General features: G+C 70.7%; 15 protein-coding genes. 13 read left to right on the top strand and 2 right to left on the bottom strand.

Going from position 1 to position 15,950, the window contains the following annotated elements; all coding sequences use genetic code 11:
- The first annotated feature begins 109 nt into the window (after nt 1–109).
- Together ACQP17_RS16760 and ACQP17_RS16755 are read left to right on the top strand one after the other, a co-directional pair.
- Nucleotides 110–1,474: a geranylgeranyl reductase family protein gene (locus ACQP17_RS16760; protein WP_433857010.1), complete on the top strand. Its 1,365-nt coding sequence runs from the start codon at nt 110–112 to the stop codon at nt 1,472–1,474.
- Between the two features lie 147 nt (nt 1,475–1,621).
- Entirely contained in the window at nt 1,622–2,077 is a 456-nt protein-coding gene (locus tag ACQP17_RS16755) for a carboxymuconolactone decarboxylase family protein (protein ID WP_433857009.1), read from the top strand.
- A gap of 137 nt (nt 2,078–2,214) precedes the next feature.
- Here the strand turns inward: ACQP17_RS16755 and ACQP17_RS16750 are convergent, their stop codons facing one another.
- Together ACQP17_RS16750 and ACQP17_RS16745 are read right to left on the bottom strand one after the other, a co-directional pair.
- Nucleotides 2,215–3,072, bottom strand: coding sequence for an ATP nucleotide 3'-pyrophosphokinase (locus ACQP17_RS16750; protein ID WP_433857008.1), 858 nt, complete (start codon nt 3,070–3,072; stop codon nt 2,215–2,217).
- A 326-nt stretch (nt 3,073–3,398) separates the two neighbouring features.
- The gene (locus ACQP17_RS16745; protein WP_433857007.1) at nt 3,399–4,193 is read right to left on the bottom strand and encodes a C40 family peptidase; all 795 of its coding nucleotides are present in this window, start codon (nt 4,191–4,193) and stop codon (nt 3,399–3,401) included.
- A 724-nt stretch (nt 4,194–4,917) separates the two neighbouring features.
- Here ACQP17_RS16745 and ACQP17_RS16740 point away from each other — a divergent pair.
- The 11 genes from ACQP17_RS16740 to nuoK are packed head-to-tail and all read left to right on the top strand — an operon-like array spanning nt 4,918 to nt 15,941.
- On the top strand, nt 4,918–5,277 hold the full coding sequence (locus tag ACQP17_RS16740; RefSeq protein WP_018538824.1) for an NADH-quinone oxidoreductase subunit A: 360 nt from the start codon (nt 4,918–4,920) through the stop codon (nt 5,275–5,277).
- Between the two features lie 9 nt (nt 5,278–5,286).
- Nucleotides 5,287–5,841 carry a NuoB/complex I 20 kDa subunit family protein gene (locus ACQP17_RS16735; RefSeq protein ID WP_189102374.1) on the top strand — a complete coding sequence of 185 codons (555 nt, stop codon included), beginning with the start codon at nt 5,287–5,289 and terminating at the stop codon, nt 5,839–5,841.
- Complete coding sequence (locus ACQP17_RS16730; RefSeq protein ID WP_433857006.1) at nt 5,838–6,620, top strand: NADH-quinone oxidoreductase subunit C; 783 nt, start codon at nt 5,838–5,840, stop codon at nt 6,618–6,620. Before ACQP17_RS16735 ends, ACQP17_RS16730 begins: the two co-directional genes overlap by 4 nt.
- Nucleotides 6,620–7,996, top strand: a complete 1,377-nt coding sequence (locus ACQP17_RS16725) for an NADH-quinone oxidoreductase subunit D (protein WP_433857005.1) — start codon at nt 6,620–6,622, stop codon at nt 7,994–7,996. Before ACQP17_RS16730 ends, ACQP17_RS16725 begins: the two co-directional genes overlap by 1 nt.
- A 35-nt stretch (nt 7,997–8,031) precedes the next feature.
- Nucleotides 8,032–8,883: an NADH-quinone oxidoreductase subunit NuoE gene (gene nuoE, locus ACQP17_RS16720; RefSeq protein ID WP_433859920.1), complete on the top strand. Its 852-nt coding sequence runs from the start codon at nt 8,032–8,034 to the stop codon at nt 8,881–8,883.
- Nucleotides 8,883–10,265: an NADH-quinone oxidoreductase subunit NuoF gene (gene nuoF / locus ACQP17_RS16715; protein WP_433857004.1), complete on the top strand. Its 1,383-nt coding sequence runs from the start codon at nt 8,883–8,885 to the stop codon at nt 10,263–10,265. The genes nuoE and nuoF overlap by 1 nt, the downstream gene beginning before the upstream one ends.
- Complete coding sequence (locus tag ACQP17_RS16710; protein WP_433857003.1) at nt 10,262–12,808, top strand: NADH-quinone oxidoreductase subunit G; 2,547 nt, start codon at nt 10,262–10,264, stop codon at nt 12,806–12,808. Before nuoF ends, ACQP17_RS16710 begins: the two co-directional genes overlap by 4 nt.
- A complete protein-coding gene (nuoH, locus tag ACQP17_RS16705) occupies nt 12,808–14,193 on the top strand; it encodes an NADH-quinone oxidoreductase subunit NuoH (RefSeq protein ID WP_433859919.1) in 1,386 nt (461 codons plus the stop codon). The genes ACQP17_RS16710 and nuoH overlap by 1 nt, the downstream gene beginning before the upstream one ends.
- A complete protein-coding gene (gene nuoI, locus ACQP17_RS16700) occupies nt 14,186–14,776 on the top strand; it encodes an NADH-quinone oxidoreductase subunit NuoI (RefSeq protein WP_433857002.1) in 591 nt (196 codons plus the stop codon). The genes nuoH and nuoI overlap by 8 nt, the downstream gene beginning before the upstream one ends.
- Nucleotides 14,773–15,645, top strand: a complete 873-nt coding sequence (locus tag ACQP17_RS16695) for an NADH-quinone oxidoreductase subunit J (protein ID WP_433857001.1) — start codon at nt 14,773–14,775, stop codon at nt 15,643–15,645. The genes nuoI and ACQP17_RS16695 overlap by 4 nt, the downstream gene beginning before the upstream one ends.
- Nucleotides 15,642–15,941 carry an NADH-quinone oxidoreductase subunit NuoK gene (gene nuoK / locus ACQP17_RS16690; RefSeq protein WP_018090964.1) on the top strand — a complete coding sequence of 100 codons (300 nt, stop codon included), beginning with the start codon at nt 15,642–15,644 and terminating at the stop codon, nt 15,939–15,941. The genes ACQP17_RS16695 and nuoK overlap by 4 nt, the downstream gene beginning before the upstream one ends.
- Nucleotides 15,942–15,950: the final 9 nt, after the last annotated feature.

Genomic DNA, 15,950 nt, shown 5'->3' with positions numbered 1-15,950 from the left:
CCCCCGGAGCGGCCGGGATGCCGGCGGCGCACGGGCGGAGCGTGCCCGGCGGCCGCCGCCCAACCCTTCAGGCTCCGCCTACCGGTGCCCCCATAGACTGCACCTGCCGGTGCCGGGCGGCACCCAGAAATCCAGATATCGACTTCCGGGAGACAGCACCGTGACCGAGTCCGCGTCCGTGACCGATTCCGTGACCCAGGCCCGCTCGGAGCACAGCGCGGACGTGATCGTCGTCGGTGCCGGGCCCGCCGGCTCGGCCACCGCCTATCACCTCGCCAAATCCGGTCTGGATGTGCTCCTGCTGGAGAAGACCGCGTTCCCGCGCGAGAAGGTCTGCGGCGACGGGCTGACCCCGCGCGCCACCAAGCAGCTGGTCGCGATGGGGATCGACATCTCCGAGGAAGCGGGCTGGCTGCGCAACAAGGGCCTGCGGATCATCGGCGGCGGCTCCCGCCTCCAGCTCGACTGGCCGGAGCTGGCCTCGTACCCGGACTACGGACTGGTCCGCAAGCGCGACGACTTCGACGAGCAGCTGGCCCGGCAGGCGCAGAAGGCCGGTGCGCGGCTGTACGAGCGCTGCAACGTGGGGGCGCCGATCGTCCACGAGCTGACCGGCCACCTCACCGGCGTGCACGCCAAGCTCGGCGAGGAGAAGACCCCGGTCACCTTCCACGCCCCGCTGGTCGTCGCCGCCGACGGCAACTCCACCCGGCTCTCGCTGGCCATGGGGCTGCACCGGCGCGAGGACCGCCCCATGGGCGTGGCCGTGCGGACGTACTTCACCTCGCCCCGGCACGACGACGACTACCTGGAGTCCTGGCTGGAGCTGTGGGACCGCCGCGGCGCCCAGGACCGGCTGCTGCCCGGCTACGGCTGGATCTTCGGCATGGGCGACGGGACCAGCAACGTCGGCCTCGGCATCCTCAACTCCAGCTCCGCCTTCAAGGAGCTGGACTGGCGCGAGATCCTCAAGGCGTGGTGCGCCTCGATGCCCGCCGACTGGGGCTACACGCCGGAGAACATGACCGGCCCGATCCGCGGCGCCGCGCTCCCGATGGCCTTCAACCGCCAGCCGCACTACACCAAGGGCCTGCTGCTGGTCGGTGACGCCGGCGGGCTGGTCAACCCGTTCAACGGCGAGGGCATCGCCTACGCCATGGAGTCCGGCGCGATCGCCGCCGAGGTGATCACGCAGGCGCACGCCCGCGCCACGTACGCGCAGCGCGAGCTGGCCCTGCAGCGCTACCCGAAGATCCTCAAGGACACCTACGGCGGCTACTACTCCCTGGGCCGCGCCTTCGTGAAGCTCATCGGCAACCCCAAGGTCATGAAGGTCGCGACCCAGCGCGGTCTGACCCACCCGCTGCTGATGCGCTTCACCCTCAAGATGCTCGCCAACCTCACCGACCCCACGGGCGGTGACGCGATGGACCGCATCATCAACGGTCTGAGCAAGGTCGCACCGAAGGCGTGACCCCCGGGCCGGCCGCGGGCGAAGACCCGGCGGCGGCCCCCTGACCAGCGGCGGCGGCCCGGAAGACTCTTCCGGGCCGCCGCCGTCGCCTTCTCCGGCCGGGATCCGTCAGTGCGGCAACGACGGACATCCCGAAGGAGACCCCTGATGAACGCACGGATGAAGAACCCCGCGACGGTCCTCCCCGAGGCCGCGCAGCCGCTGCTCGACGTGGCGAAGGCGACGCGTCAGGGCGGGGTGCCGGAGACGACGCTGGAGCTGGTGCACCTGCGCGCCAGCCAGATCAACGGCTGCAGCTTCTGCGTCGACGGGGGCGTCAAGAGCGCCCGGAAGAACGGGGCGAGCGACGAGCGCCTGTTCGCGGTGGCGGCCTGGCGGGAGGCGCCGTACTTCTCGGCCGCCGAGCGCGCCGCCCTGGCGCTCACCGAGGCGGCCACCCGGCTCGCCGACAGCGCCGACCCGGTGCCGGACACCGTCTGGGACGCCGCAGCCGACCACCACGACGAGCGGCAGCTGGCGGCGAACCTCCTGACGATCGGGGTCACCAACCTCTTCAACCGGCTCAACGCGAGCATCAGGCAGCCGGCGGGCGCGGGCTGGTGACCCGCCGGGGCCGGCCGCGGCGACCGGTGCCCCGGCCGGCCCCGGCGTCATCGGCAATCCGCGTCCCGGCGTCATCGGCGTTCCGGCGTCACCGGGGGCGGACACCGGTGACGCCGGAGCGGAGCAGACCGGTCCGGTCAGCCGACGGGGAGGTGCGCCGGCGCCGGGAGGCGGCGGGCCGGGTCCGGGGCCGGCCGGTGGCGGGACGGGTCGGCCACCCGGTGGGCCGGGGCGGTCAGCCGCTCGGCACCCGCCGGCACCGGCACCGCCGCGAAGATCGCGTTCTGCTGCTCCTGGAGCTCCCGCACCCGCGCGGGCGGGGTGCCCGGCAGCCGCTCCTCCTCGTACAGCTTGTGCGTCTGCAACTGGGCCGCCTTGCTCTCGGGCGTGTGGAACTGGACCTCGAAGAGCTGACCGGAGCGGGGTGCGCGCCAGGCGGAGTTGATCGCCTTGTAGCCGGCGGCCCGGTGCCAGGTGTTGGCCCAGCGGGTGGAGTCGTTGCCCCAGGCCGAGAGCAGGGCGGCCGCGGTGTTCACGCCCTGGCTGTAGTGGCCGGCCGGCCACTGGAGGGTGTAGCGGACCGCGTCGTTGATCAGCGCGAGCGAGGTGTCGACCGACTGCCCCGGCGTCTCGCGCATCCAGGTGGCGACCTTGCGCTTGAGCGAGTCCGGCGACTTCAGCCGCTGGTCGAAGCCGACGAGTTCGGCGTGGCTGATCCGGGCGACGGCGCGGACCTGGGGGCTGATGGAGCGCTCGGCCCGCCGGGCGCGGGCCACGAAGGCGTCCACCTTCCGGTTGTCGGCGGCCTTCAGCCGCAGTCCGTCCTGGTGCCAGCCGCCGTGCGGGCCGGTGGCCGGGGCTCCTGCGGCGTGCGGGGCGGCGGCCGGGGCGGCCGCGGTCGCGGCGGGGACGGCGCCCAGGCCGAGGGCGGTGGCCAGGGCGGCCGCCGTCGCGGCCCGGGAGACGGTCCGGCGGGCGGTGCGGGGGATGTTCATCGGAGCGCGCGTGTCCTCTCGCTGGGGATCCCGCACGACGTCCCGAGGAGGACATCTGCGGCATATGGCGAGAGGTGCAACGTTTCACACCGCCCATCGGTCGCTCTTCGCACGGCCGTTGGGGGGTACCCGGCCGGTTCACGGCGCCGTACGGCGTGAAACGGCCGTCCGGCGGGCGCGGAGGGCCGGCGAGTCCGGGAAGGCCGGAGAAAGGCCGGGGACGGCGCATGGAGCGCCGCACGGGGCGGCGGACGGCATGCCGAAGGACCGTCCCTCCCGAGCGGCAGGAGAGACGGCCCTTGTGCGGCACCAGGGGCGCGGCGGTCCTACAGGACGCGCACCGCGCCGGTCGGCTGGTCGTAGTCGAGCGGGCGCTCGACGATGCCGGTGCTCGGGTTCTGGGCGCCGATGAACTTGCCGCCACCGACGTAGACGCCGACGTGGTAGGCGCTGCCCGCGCTGCCCCAGTACAGGATGTCGCCGACCTGGAGGTTGTCCAGGCCGACCTGGGTGCCGGCGGTGGACTGGTCCTGCGAGACCCGCGGCAGGTCGACGCCGATCTGGCTGAACGCGGCCTGGGTCAGGCCGGAGCAGTCGTACGAGGACGGGCCGCTGGAGCCCAGCACGTACGCCTTGCCGAGCTGCGCCTTGAGGAAGGCGACGAGCGTGGCGGACGAGCCGGTGGCGTTGGTCGGGGCGGACAGGGTGGTCCGCTCCGAGGAGCGCGACGCACGGACCTGCGTGGCCTCCTTGGCCTTGCGGGCCTCCTCGGCCTTCTTCTTGGCCGCGGCCTTGGCCTTCTTCACGGCCTCGGCCTTTGCCTGCTCCGCGGACTTGGCGGCCTTGGAGAGGGCGCTGTCCTGGAGTGCCTGACGCTCGTAGTTGAACGCGACCTGCTGGGCGGTGTCGGCGCTCTTCGCGGCGCTGGTGGCCAGCGCCGTCGTGATCGTCGGCATCTCCTGGGTTTCGGAGACGGGCTTCTCCGCGGCGTTGGCCGGCACCGTGGCGCCGGTCACCGCGAGGGTGAGGAAGCCACCGGTCACTCCGGCACGCAGCGCCCGCGAGGACGCGGAAGGGCGACGGGGCTTCCGGTGGCTGGGTATGAGTGCGTTCGGGGACATGGCAATAACGGGTATCAGGAGCCGCAGGTTGCTGCCAACAAAGGTGCAGTGCGGCACACTTGTCGTGTACGCGGCGAACAAAAGGGACGTTTTGCCTGCCCGTCACACCCGCGACGGGATGTCCGAATTTCGCGATCATGTTCCTACGCATGGCATTTGCTGCTCGATGCGGGTGCGGGGGGCGCCTATCACTTCCCCATCCGCCACGCCAAGGCTTCCCGGACGTCAAGGACTTAGTGCGTGAAATAGCGTGGGATAGGTCACTCTTGAGTGTCCGTTATGTTCCCGTGATCTGACGCCGGCCGCCGCTCGTGAACGAAAGCACGCGGAGGCGATCACGGCGGGGTCACGAGCGGGTCACGTCTACGGGCCGGACTCCACTAGCAGTTGACCGCGCCCAGCGCCAATTTGCCCCTAGCGCGCTTCACTTGATATTGGCAACCCCGCACTGACCAGCGGTAACCCGGGTGAATGTCACCTCTCGTGATCACTCGCGCGCTTCACGTATGAAGATCACCGCTCATCCGACTTCATGATCCTTCGCCGGGTGGTGGAGATCACAAAGGCGTTGGTCATCCCCGTGTCGCAGATCACAGACCGACGGGCATAAGATGCAGGCGGCTCGGGCTTGTGAACTGCCTCACATGTGCACGATCTCCACGGGGCGATCAAGGGCCCGAGCGGACCGCCATCCAGTCATCGTCGACTGAAGGGAGCGAGGACGGTGAACGCTTACGCGCCCATCCTCGTACTGGGAGCCCTCGGGGCAGGCTTTGCGATCTTCTCCGTCGTGATGGCCACCCTCGTCGGGCCCAGGCGTTACAACCGGGCCAAGCTCGAGGCGTACGAATGCGGAATCGAGCCGACGCCACATCCGTCCGGTGGTGGCCGCTTCCCGATCAAGTACTACCTGACGGCGATGCTCTTCATCGTCTTCGACATCGAGATCGTCTTCCTCTATCCCTGGGCCGTCAGCTTCGACGCCCTGGGGCTTTTCGGGCTCGTCGAGATGCTCCTCTTCGCGCTCACCGTCTTCGTCGCCTACGCCTACGTCTGGCGTCGTGGCGGCCTGGAATGGGACTAGGGGGCACACATGGGACTGGAAGAGAAGCTGCCCAGCGGCTTTTTGCTGACCACTGTCGAGCAGGCCGCGGGCTGGGTGCGCAAATCCTCGGTCTTCCCCGCGACCTTCGGGCTGGCCTGCTGCGCCATCGAGATGATGACGACCGGCGCCGGGCGCTATGACCTGGCCCGCTTCGGCATGGAGGTCTTCCGCGGCTCGCCGCGGCAGGCGGACCTGATGATCGTGGCCGGCCGGGTGAGCCAGAAGATGGCGCCCGTGCTGCGGCAGGTCTACGACCAGATGCCGGACCCGAAGTGGGTGATCTCCATGGGGGTTTGTGCCTCTTCGGGCGGCATGTTCAACAACTACGCGATCGTCCAGGGCGTCGACCACATCGTGCCCGTCGACATCTATCTGCCGGGCTGCCCGCCGCGTCCCGAGATGCTGATGGACGCCATTCTCAAGCTGCACCAGAAGATCCAGAACACCAAGCTCGGGGTCAACCAGGAGCAGGCCGCCCGGGAGGCGGAGGAAGCCGCGCTCAAGGCGCTCCCGCTGATCGAGATGAAGGGGCTGCTGCGGTGAGTGAGCAGAAGAACCCCGGGGGTTCCGGCGCGCCGGACGGCGAGAACGGCCGGGACGGCCAGGAAGAAGCCGTGCCCGCGCAGCGCGAGGACACCGGCGAGGTGATCGGCACCCGCCGCGGCATGTTCGGCGCCGACAACGGCGGCGACACCTCCGGCTACGGCGGGCTCGTACGGACCGTGCGGCTGCCCGGCGAGAGCAGCCGGCCCTACGGCGGTCCGGCGGGCACCGAAGGTTTCGGGGAGTTCGACGAGATCGCCGACGAACTGGAGGGCGCCCTCGACGAGCAGGGCCTGGTCCCCGGGAACGTCATCGAGAAGACCGTCGTCGACCGCGCGGAGCTGACCTTCCACATCGAGCGCGGCGCGCTGCCGGCGGTCGCCCGGATCCTGCGCGACGACCCGGCGCTGCGCTTCGAGCTGTGCACGGGCGTGAGCGGGGTGCACTTCCCCGGCGACCGGGGCCGCGAGCTGCACGCCGTCTACCACCTGCGCTCGATCACCCACAACCGGCTGATCCGGCTGGAGGTCGGTGTGCCGGACGCTGACCCGCACGTGCCCTCGCTGGTGGACGTCTATCCGACCAACGACTGGCACGAGCGCGAGACCTACGACTTCTTCGGCATCGTCTTCGACGGCCACCCGGCGCTGACCCGGATCATGATGCCGGACGACTGGCAGGGCTTTCCGCAGCGCAAGGACTACCCGCTCGGCGGCATTCCCGTCGAGTACAAGGGCGCCCAGATCCCGGCTCCCGACCAGCGGAGGTCGTACAGCTGATGACTACTGCACCCCACTCGCACTCCTCGAACGGCCACCGCACGGCGAGCGACTTCGACACCGAGCCGTCGCCCGCCCGGGAGACCACCGAGGGGACCGTCTACAACGTCTCCGGTGGGGACTGGGACGAGATCGCGGCCGCCGCCGTGAAGTCCGACGACGAGCGGATCATCGTCAACATGGGGCCGCAGCACCCCTCCACCCACGGCGTGCTCCGGCTGATCCTGGAGATCGACGGCGAGACCGTCACCGAGGCCCGCTGCGGCATCGGCTATCTGCACACCGGCATCGAGAAGAACCTCGAATTCCGGACCTGGACGCAGGGCACCACCTTCGTCACGAGGATGGATTACCTCACCCCCTTCTTCAACGAGACGGCCTACTGCCTGGCCGTGGAGAAGCTGCTCGGCATCACCGCCGACATCCCCGACCGGGCCACGGTCATCCGCGTCATGCTGATGGAGCTCAACCGGATGTCCTCCCACCTCGTGGCGATCGCCACCGGCGGGATGGAGCTGGGCGCCACCACGATCATGATCTACGGGTTCCGCGACCGTGAGCTCATCCTCGACATCTACGAGCTGATCACCGGCCTGCGGATGAACCACGCGTACATCCGGCCCGGTGGCCTCGCCCAGGACCTGCCGCCCGGGGCGGTCGACCAGGTACGCGAGTTCGTCAAGAAGATGCGGAAGAACATCGGCGAGTACGACAAGCTCGCCACCGGCAATCCCGTCTTCAAGGGCCGGATGGAGGGCATCGGCTATCTCGACCTGGCCGGCTGCATGGCCACCGGCGCCACCGGGCCCATCGTCCGTTCGGCCGGACTGCCGCACGACCTGCGCAAGACGCAGCCGTACTGCGGCTACGAGGACTACGACTTCGAGGTGCCGACCGCCGACACCTGCGACTCCTACGGCCGGTTCCTGATCCGGCTGGAGGAGATGCGCCAGTCGCTGCGGATCGTCGAGCAGTGCCTGGACCGGCTGGCGCCCGGCCCGGTGATGGTCGCGGACAAGAAGATCGCCTGGCCCGCCCAGCTGGCCCTCGGCCCGGACGGCCTGGGCAACTCCCTCGACCACATCAAGAAGATCATGGGCACCTCGATGGAGGCCCTGATCCACCACTTCAAGCTGGTGACCGAGGGCTTCCGGGTCCCGCCGGGGCAGACCTACGCGGCCGTCGAATCGCCCAAGGGCGAGCTGGGCGTGCACGCGGTCAGCGACGGCGGCACCCGCCCCTACCGGGTGCACTTCCGCGACCCGTCCTTCACCAATCTCCAGGCCATGGCGGCGATGTGCGAGGGCGGCCAGGTCGCCGACGTCATCGTCGCCGTCGCGTCCATCGACCCCGTGATGGGAGGCGTCGACCGGTGAACCCCACCGAGGCGAACCACGACGTGCAGCTGGGAATGCCCGCGCTTCCCGCTCCCGACTACCCGGCGGACGTCCGGGCCCGGCTGGAGGCGGACGCCAAGGAGGTGATCGCCCGCTACCCCGGCGCGCGCTCGGCGCTGCTGCCGCTGCTGCACCTCGTCCAGGCCGAGGAGGGGCACGTCACCCGCACCGGCATCCGCTTCTGCGCCGAGCTGCTCGACCTCACCACCGCCGAGGTCACCGCGGTCTCGACCTTCTACTCCATGTACCGCCGCAGGGCGAGCGGCGATTACCAGGTCGGGGTCTGCACCAACACCCTGTGCGCGGTGATGGGCGGCGACGCCATCTTCGAGGACCTCAAGGAGCATCTCGGCGTCGGCAACGGCGAGACCACCGAGGACGGCACGGTCACCCTCGAACACATCGAGTGCAACGCGGCCTGCGACTTCGCCCCGGTCGTGATGGTCAACTGGGAGTTCTTCGACAACCAGACGCCGCAGTCCGCCCGGCGGCTCGTCGACGACCTGCGGGCCGGCCGGAGCGTCGAGCCCACCCGCGGCGCCCCGCTGTGCACCTTCCGGCAGACCTCCCGGATGCTCGCGGGATTCCCCGACGAGCGGCCCGGAGCCGTCCGGGCCACCGGCGGCGCCGGGCCCGCCTCCCTGATCGGGCTGCGCCTGGCCAAGGGCGAGGTCGCCCCGGGCCACGGCGGCGACACCGTCATCGCGCCCCGCACCGCGCGGACCGGCGCCGACGAGGCGCCCGCCGCGGGCCACGGCGACGGCCAGGCACCCCCGGGCCACCCCAGTTCGCACGACGCACCGCACGAGACCTCGGCCTCCGACGAACACCATCCGGCGGGGCCCGCAGCAGAGGAGGGGGAGTGATGACAGTGGCAGCCGAGCACGGGGGCGCCTCCCGGCCCGAGGCCGGCGGTGAGGCAAGCCCCGAAAAGCTCCTGGCCCCGGTCCTGTCCGCCTTCTGGGACCAGCCCGAATCCTGGACGCTGGAGACCTACCGCCGCCACCAGGGCTACGACGGCCTGCGCAGGGCCCTCGCGATGGCCCCGGACGACGTGATCGCCTACGTCAAGGACTCCGGGCTGCGCGGCCGCGGCGGCGCCGGCTTCCCCACCGGGATGAAGTGGCAGTTCATCCCGCAGGGCGACGGCAAACCGCACTACCTCGTGGTCAACGCCGACGAGTCGGAGCCCGGGACCTGCAAGGACATCCCGCTCCTCTTCGCCAACCCGCACTCCCTGATCGAGGGCATCGTGATCGCCTGCCACGCGATCCGCTCGAACCATGCCTTCATCTATCTGCGCGGTGAGGTCGTGCCCGTGCTGCGCCGGCTGCACGAGGCCGTGCGCGAGGCCTATGCGGCGGGCTTCCTCGGGAAGAACATCCTCGGCTCGGGACTCGACCTGGACGTGATCGTGCACGCGGGCGCCGGCGCGTACATCTGCGGTGAGGAAACCGCGCTGCTGGACTCCCTGGAGGGCCGTCGCGGACAGCCCCGGCTGCGTCCTCCCTTCCCGGCGGTGGCGGGCCTCTACGCCTGCCCCACTGTCGTGAACAACGTCGAGTCCATCGCCTCGGTTCCCGCGATCCTGCTGCGGGGCAAGGACTGGTTCCGCTCGATGGGCACCGAGAAGTCCCCGGGCTTCACGCTCTACTCGCTCAGCGGCCACGTCGCCCGCCCCGGCCAGTACGAGGCCCCGCTGGGCATCACGCTGCGCCAGCTGCTGGACATGAGCGGCGGGATGCGCCGCGGCCACCGGCTGAAGTTCTGGACACCGGGCGGCTCCTCGACCCCGATGTTCACCGAGGAGCACCTCGACGTCCCGCTCGACTACGAGGGCGTCGGCGCGGCCGGCTCGATGCTCGGCACCAAGGCGCTCCAGTGCTTCGACGAGACCACCTGCGTGGTCCGCGCGGTCACCCGCTGGACCGAGTTCTACGCGCACGAGTCCTGCGGCAAGTGCACGCCCTGCCGCGAAGGCACCTACTGGCTGGTGCAGTTGCTCCGCGACATCGAGGCCGGCAAGGGCGCGATGGGCGACCTCGACAAGATCGACGACATCGCCGACAACATCAACGGCAAGTCCTTCTGCGCGCTCGGCGACGGCGCCGCCTCGCCGATCTTCTCCTCGCTGAAGTACTTCCGCGAGGAGTACGAGCAGCACATCACCGGCCGGGGCTGCCCCTTCGACCCCGCCAAGTCGACCCTCTGGGGCGACAACGACGCTCACCTGGGGGTGAATGCATGACCGTCACCACAAGTGCTCCCTCGGGGGGCGGCGAGGCGGCGATCCCGCCGGAGGACCTCGTCACCCTGACGATCGACGGCATCCAGATCTCCGTCCCCAAGGGGACGCTGGTCATCCGCGCCGCCGAACTCCTCGGCATCGAGATCCCGCGCTTTTGCGATCACCCGCTGCTGGACCCGGCGGGCGCCTGCCGGCAGTGCATCGTCGAGGTCGAGGGCCAGCGCAAGCCGATGGCCTCCTGCACCATCACCTGCACCGACGGCATGGTCGTCCGCTCGCAGCTGACCTCGCCGGTGGCGGAGAAGGCCCAGCGCGGCGTGATGGAGCTGCTGCTGATCAACCACCCGCTGGACTGCCCGGTCTGCGACAAGGGCGGCGAGTGCCCGCTGCAGAACCAGGCGATGCAGGTCGGCGACCCGGAGTCGCGCTTCGAGGGCAAGAAGCGCACCTTCGCCAAGCCGGTGCCGATCTCCACGCAGGTGCTGCTGGACCGTGAGCGGTGCGTGCTGTGCGCGCGCTGCACCCGCTTCAGCAACCAGATCGCCGGCGACCCGATGATCGAGCTGGTCGAGCGCGGCGCGCTCCAGCAGGTCGGTACGGGGGAGGGCGACCCCTTCCAGTCGTACTTCTCCGGCAACACCATCCAGATCTGCCCGGTGGGCGCGCTCACCTCCGCCGCGTACCGCTTCCGTTCCCGCCCCTTCGACCTGGTCTCCTCGCCGTCGGTGTGCGAACACTGCGCGGGCGGTTGCGCGACACGCACGGACCACCGGCGCGGCAAGGTCCTGCGGCGGCTGGCGGCCAACGACCCCGAGGTCAACGAGGAGTGGATCTGCGACAAGGGGCGGTTCGCCTTCCGCTACGCCCAGCAGCGCGACCGGCTGGAGCACCCCCTGGTGCGCAACCGGGAGTCCGGTGAACTGGAGCCGGCGAGCTGGCCGGCCGCCCTGGCGGCGGCGGCCCGCGGGCTGTCGGCGGCCCGGGGCCGCACCGGCGTGCTGACCGGCGGCCGGCTGACCGTCGAGGACGCCTACGCCTACGCCAAGTTCGCCCGGGTCGCGCTGGACACCCACGACGTCGACTTCCGGGCCCGGGCGCACAGCGCCGAGGAGGCGGACTTCCTGGCCTCCCGGGTCGCCGGACGCGGCCGCGACCTGGACGACGGGCGCCGTGGGCCGGGCGGCGGGCCGGGCGTCACCTACACCACGCTGGAGCAGGCGCCGGCCGTCCTGCTGGCCGGCATCGAGGCCGAGGAGGAGGCCCCCGGTGTCTTCCTGCGGCTGCGCAAGGCCCACCGCAGGAGCGGACAGCGCACCTTCGGGCTGGCGAGCTATGCCTCCCGCGGCCTGATCAAGGCCGGCGGCACGCTGTTGCCGGCCGCGCCCGGCACCGAGACCGAATGGCTGACCGCGCTCTCCCGGGAGGGACTTACGGGCGGGGCCGGACTGGAGGGCGAGGGGCGGGCCGCGGCCGAGGCGCTGCGCGCGGACGGCGCGGTGATCGTCGTCGGCGAGCGGCTGGCCTCGGTGCCCGGCGCGCTGACCGCGGCCGTCGGCGCCGCCACCGCCACCGGCGCCCACCTGGTGTGGATCCCGCGGCGGGCCGGTGAACGCGGCGCCGTCGAGGCCGGTGCGCTGCCCGGTCTGCTGCCCGGCGGCCGGCCGGCCACCGACCCGCGGGCCCGTGACGAGGTCGCCGCCGCCTGGGGCGTGGCCGCGCTGCCGCACCGGCACGGCCGGGACACCGCACAGATCATCGAGGCCGCGGCGACCGGGGAGTTGGGCGCGCTGCTGGTCGGCGGCGTCGAGGTCGCCGACCTGCCGGACCCGGCGCGTGCGCTGACCGCCCTGGACGAGGTCGGCTTCCTGGTCAGCCTGGAGCTGCGGCCCTCGCAGGTCACCGACCGGGCGGATGTGGTCCTGCCGGTGGCGGCCGTCGTGGAGAAGGCCGGCACCTTCCTCAACTGGGAGGGCCGGGCGCGGCTGTTCGAGGCGGCGCTCAAGCCGGACCAGATGACCCGGCGGCAGTCGCAGCCCGACGCCCGGGTGCTGGACATGCTCGCCGACGCCATGGACGTCCATCTGGGGCTGCCGGACCTGCGCTCCGTGCGGCGCGAACTGGACCGCCTGGGCGGCTGGGACGGCCCGTACGCCGGGGAGCCGGCGCAGAGCGCGCGGGCGCTGCCCCGGCCGGACGGCGGCGAGGCCGTTCTCGCCGGCCACCGGCTCCTGCTGGACCGGGGCGTGCTCCAGGAGGGCGACGAGGCGCTGGCCGGTACCCGCCATGCCGCGCTCGCCCGGCTGTCGCCGACCACCGCGCAGGAGACCGGGGTCAAGGACGGCGACCTGCTGGCGGTGACCGGGCCGGCCGGTGCGGTGCACTTGCCGCTCCAGGTCACGCCGATGCCCGACCGGGTGGTGTGGCTGCCGCTGAATTCCACGGGCGGTGGCGTCGCCGCCGATATCGGGGCGCTCCCCGGTGACCTGGTGAAGATCTCCGCCGCCCCGGGTCTGCCGGTGCCGGCCGAGGAGGTGGACGCATGATGCAGCAGCTCGATCAACTCGCCGCCGGCAGCGCGCTGGCCCGCGAGGACCTGTCGATGTTCGGCCACGATCCGTGGTGGCTCGTCGTCATCAAGGCGGTCTTCTGCTTCGCCTTCCTGATGCTGACGGTGCTGTTCTCGATCGTGTGGGAGCGCAAGGTCGTCGCCTGGATGCAGCTGCGCATCGGCCCCAACCGGCACGGCCCCTGGGGCATGCTCCAGTCCCTCGCCGACGGCATCAAGCTGATGCTGAAGGAGGACCTGGTCGTCAAGCGGGCCGACAAGGTGGTCTACGTCCTCGCGCCGGTCGTGGCGGCCATCCCGGCCTTCATGGCGATCGCGGTGATCCCCTTCGGCCCGGCGGGCAACGAGATCTCGATCTTCGGGGTCCGCACCCCGATGCAGCTGACCGACCTGCCGATCGGCATCCTCTACATCCTGGCCACGGCCTCGGTCGGCATCTACGGCATCGTGCTGGCCGGCTGGTCCTCCGGCTCGACCTATCCGCTGCTGGGCGGGCTGCGCTCGTGCGCGCAGATGATCTCGTACGAGATCGCGATGGGGATGTCGTTCGCGGCGGTGTTCCTCTATTCCGGGTCGATGTCGACGTCGACCATCGTGGAGTCCCAGCACAACCGCTGGTACGTCCTGCTGCTGCCGGTGTCCTTCATCATCTACATCGTCGCGATGGTGGGCGAGACCAACCGCGCGCCGTTCGACATGCCGGAGTCCGAGGGCGACCTCGTCGGCGGCTTCAACACCGAGTACTCGTCGATCAAGTTCGCGATGTTCATGCTCGCCGAGTACGTCAACATGGTCACCGTCTCGGCGGTCGCGATCACCCTCTTCCTAGGCGGCTGGCGGGCGCCCTGGCCCGTCTCCACCTTCTGGGAGGGCGCCAACCACGGCTGGTGGCCGCTGCTCTGGTTCACCCTCAAGGTGCAGCTGCTGCTGTTCTTCTTCATCTGGCTGCGCGGCACCCTTCCCCGGGTGCGCTACGACCAGTTCATGAAGCTGGGCTGGAAGGTCCTCATCCCGGTCTCGCTGGTCTGGCTGATGCTGGTCGCCACGGTCCGGGCGCTGAAGAACGAGGGCTACAACTTCTCGCAGATCGTGCTGTACGTCGCCGGCGGCGCCGTCGCACTGCTGCTGATCTCCCTGCTCGTCGACTTCTTCCGGCGCGGTGAGGCGGCGGAGGAGGCCGACGGCGACGAGGCCTTCGACCCGATGGCCGGCGGGTTCCCGGTGCCGCCACTGCCGGGCCAGGAGCTGCCACCGGTGCCCCGCCGACGGCCGCGCGGCGAGCGGGAGTTGATTGTCAGTGGCGGGGTGGACACTGTCAGTGACGGAAATGCACACGACGGAAAGGGGGGCGACGGTGCCTGAGTTCCAGAACCCCGTGGCCGGCTTCGGCGTGACCTTTAAGGCCATGTTCAAGAAGCGGCTGACCGAGCAGTACCCGGAGGAGAAGAAGCCGACGGCGCCGCGCTTCCACGGCCGCCACCAGCTCAACCGCCATCCGGACGGGCTGGAGAAGTGCATCGGCTGCGAGCTGTGCGCCTGGGCCTGCCCGGCGGACGCGATCTATGTCGAGGGCGCGGACAACACCGACGAGGAGCGCTACTCCCCGGGCGAGCGCTACGGCCGCGTCTACCAGATCAACTATCTGCGCTGCATCCTGTGCGGCCTGTGCGTCGAGGCCTGCCCGACCCGCGCCCTGACCATGACCAACGAGTACGAACTCGCCGACCGGTCCCGCGCCTCCCTCATCTACACCAAGGAGGAGCTGCTCGCGGGCCTGGAGGACACGATGGTCGACACCCCGCATGCGATCTTCCCCGGCATGACGGAGAAGGACTACTACAAGGGCCTGGTGACCGAGGCCGCCCCGGGCGCGGTCCGTCAGGTCGCGCACTCCAAGGGCGAGAAGCCGGAGCCGGAGTCCGACGGTAAGGGGGCGACGGCATGACCGCACTGGCCGCCGCGGCCTCCGTGACCTCCACGGGCGAGGCCGTGCAGTTCTGGATCCTGGGCACCGTCGCCGTCGCCGGCGCGCTGTGCACGATCCTGATGAGGCGGGCGGTGCACAGCGCCCTCTCGCTCGCCGGGACCATGATCGTCCTGGCGGTCTTCTACCTCGCCAACGGCGCGTACTTCCTCGGTGTCGTGCAGATCGTCGTCTACACCGGCGCGATCATGATGCTGTTCCTGTTCGTCGTCATGCTCGTCGGTGTCACGGCCGCGGACTCCCTCAAGGAGACGCTCAAGGGCCAGCGGTGGCTCGCCGCCGGCCTGGGCATCGGCTTCGGCATCCTGCTGATCGCCGGCATCGGCAATGCCTCGCTCAAGGAGTTCAACGGCCTGGGCGAGGCCAACGCCGGCGGCAATGTGCAGGGCCTGGCGGCGCTCATCTTCACCAAGTACGTCTTCGCCTTCGAAATCACCGGCGCACTGCTGATCACGGCGGCCGTCGGCGCGATGGTGCTCACCCACCGGGAGCGCACGGAGCGCGCCAGGACCCAGCGCGAGCAGTCCGAGGCGCGGGTGCGCGAGGGCAAGCAGGTGCCGCCGCTGCCCGCCCCCGGTGTCTACGCCCGGCACAACGCCGTGGACATCCCGGGCCTGCTGCCGGACGGCACCACCTCCGAGCTGAGTGTCAGCCCGACGCTGCGCGAGCGGGGCCAGGTCCGCGACGTCTCCGGTGAATCGCTCGCCGAGCTGAGGGCGCTGGAGCGGCGCTCCGAGGACTGGCTGGGCCGGAGCCCCGGGAACGAGGCCGCGGAGCCGCCGCCCGGCGGGCCGGCGCCGAGGGAGCACAAGGAGGGGGCCAAGAAATGAATCCGGTCTACTACCTCTATCTCGCCGCCCTGTTGTTCACCATCGGCGCGGCCGGGGTGCTGATCAGGCGGAACGCCATCGTGGTGTTCATGTGCATCGAGCTGATGCTCAACGCCTGCAACCTCGCCTTCGTCACCTTCTCGCGGATGCACGGGAATCTGGACGGCCAGATCATCGCCTTCTTCACCATGGTCGTCGCGGCGGCCGAGGTCGTGGTCGGCCTGGCCATCATCGTGTCGATCTTCCGCACCCGTCATACGGCCTCGGTCGACGACGCCAGCCTGATGAAGCTGTAAGGGGTCGCA

It is taken from the genome of Streptomyces kronopolitis, assembly GCF_050953795.1.
GTDB classification, from domain to species: domain Bacteria; phylum Actinomycetota; class Actinomycetes; order Streptomycetales; family Streptomycetaceae; genus Streptomyces; species Streptomyces kronopolitis_A.
The sequence above is the reverse complement of the archived record's forward strand: the minus strand, read 5'-3'. Positions and strand labels throughout refer to the sequence as shown.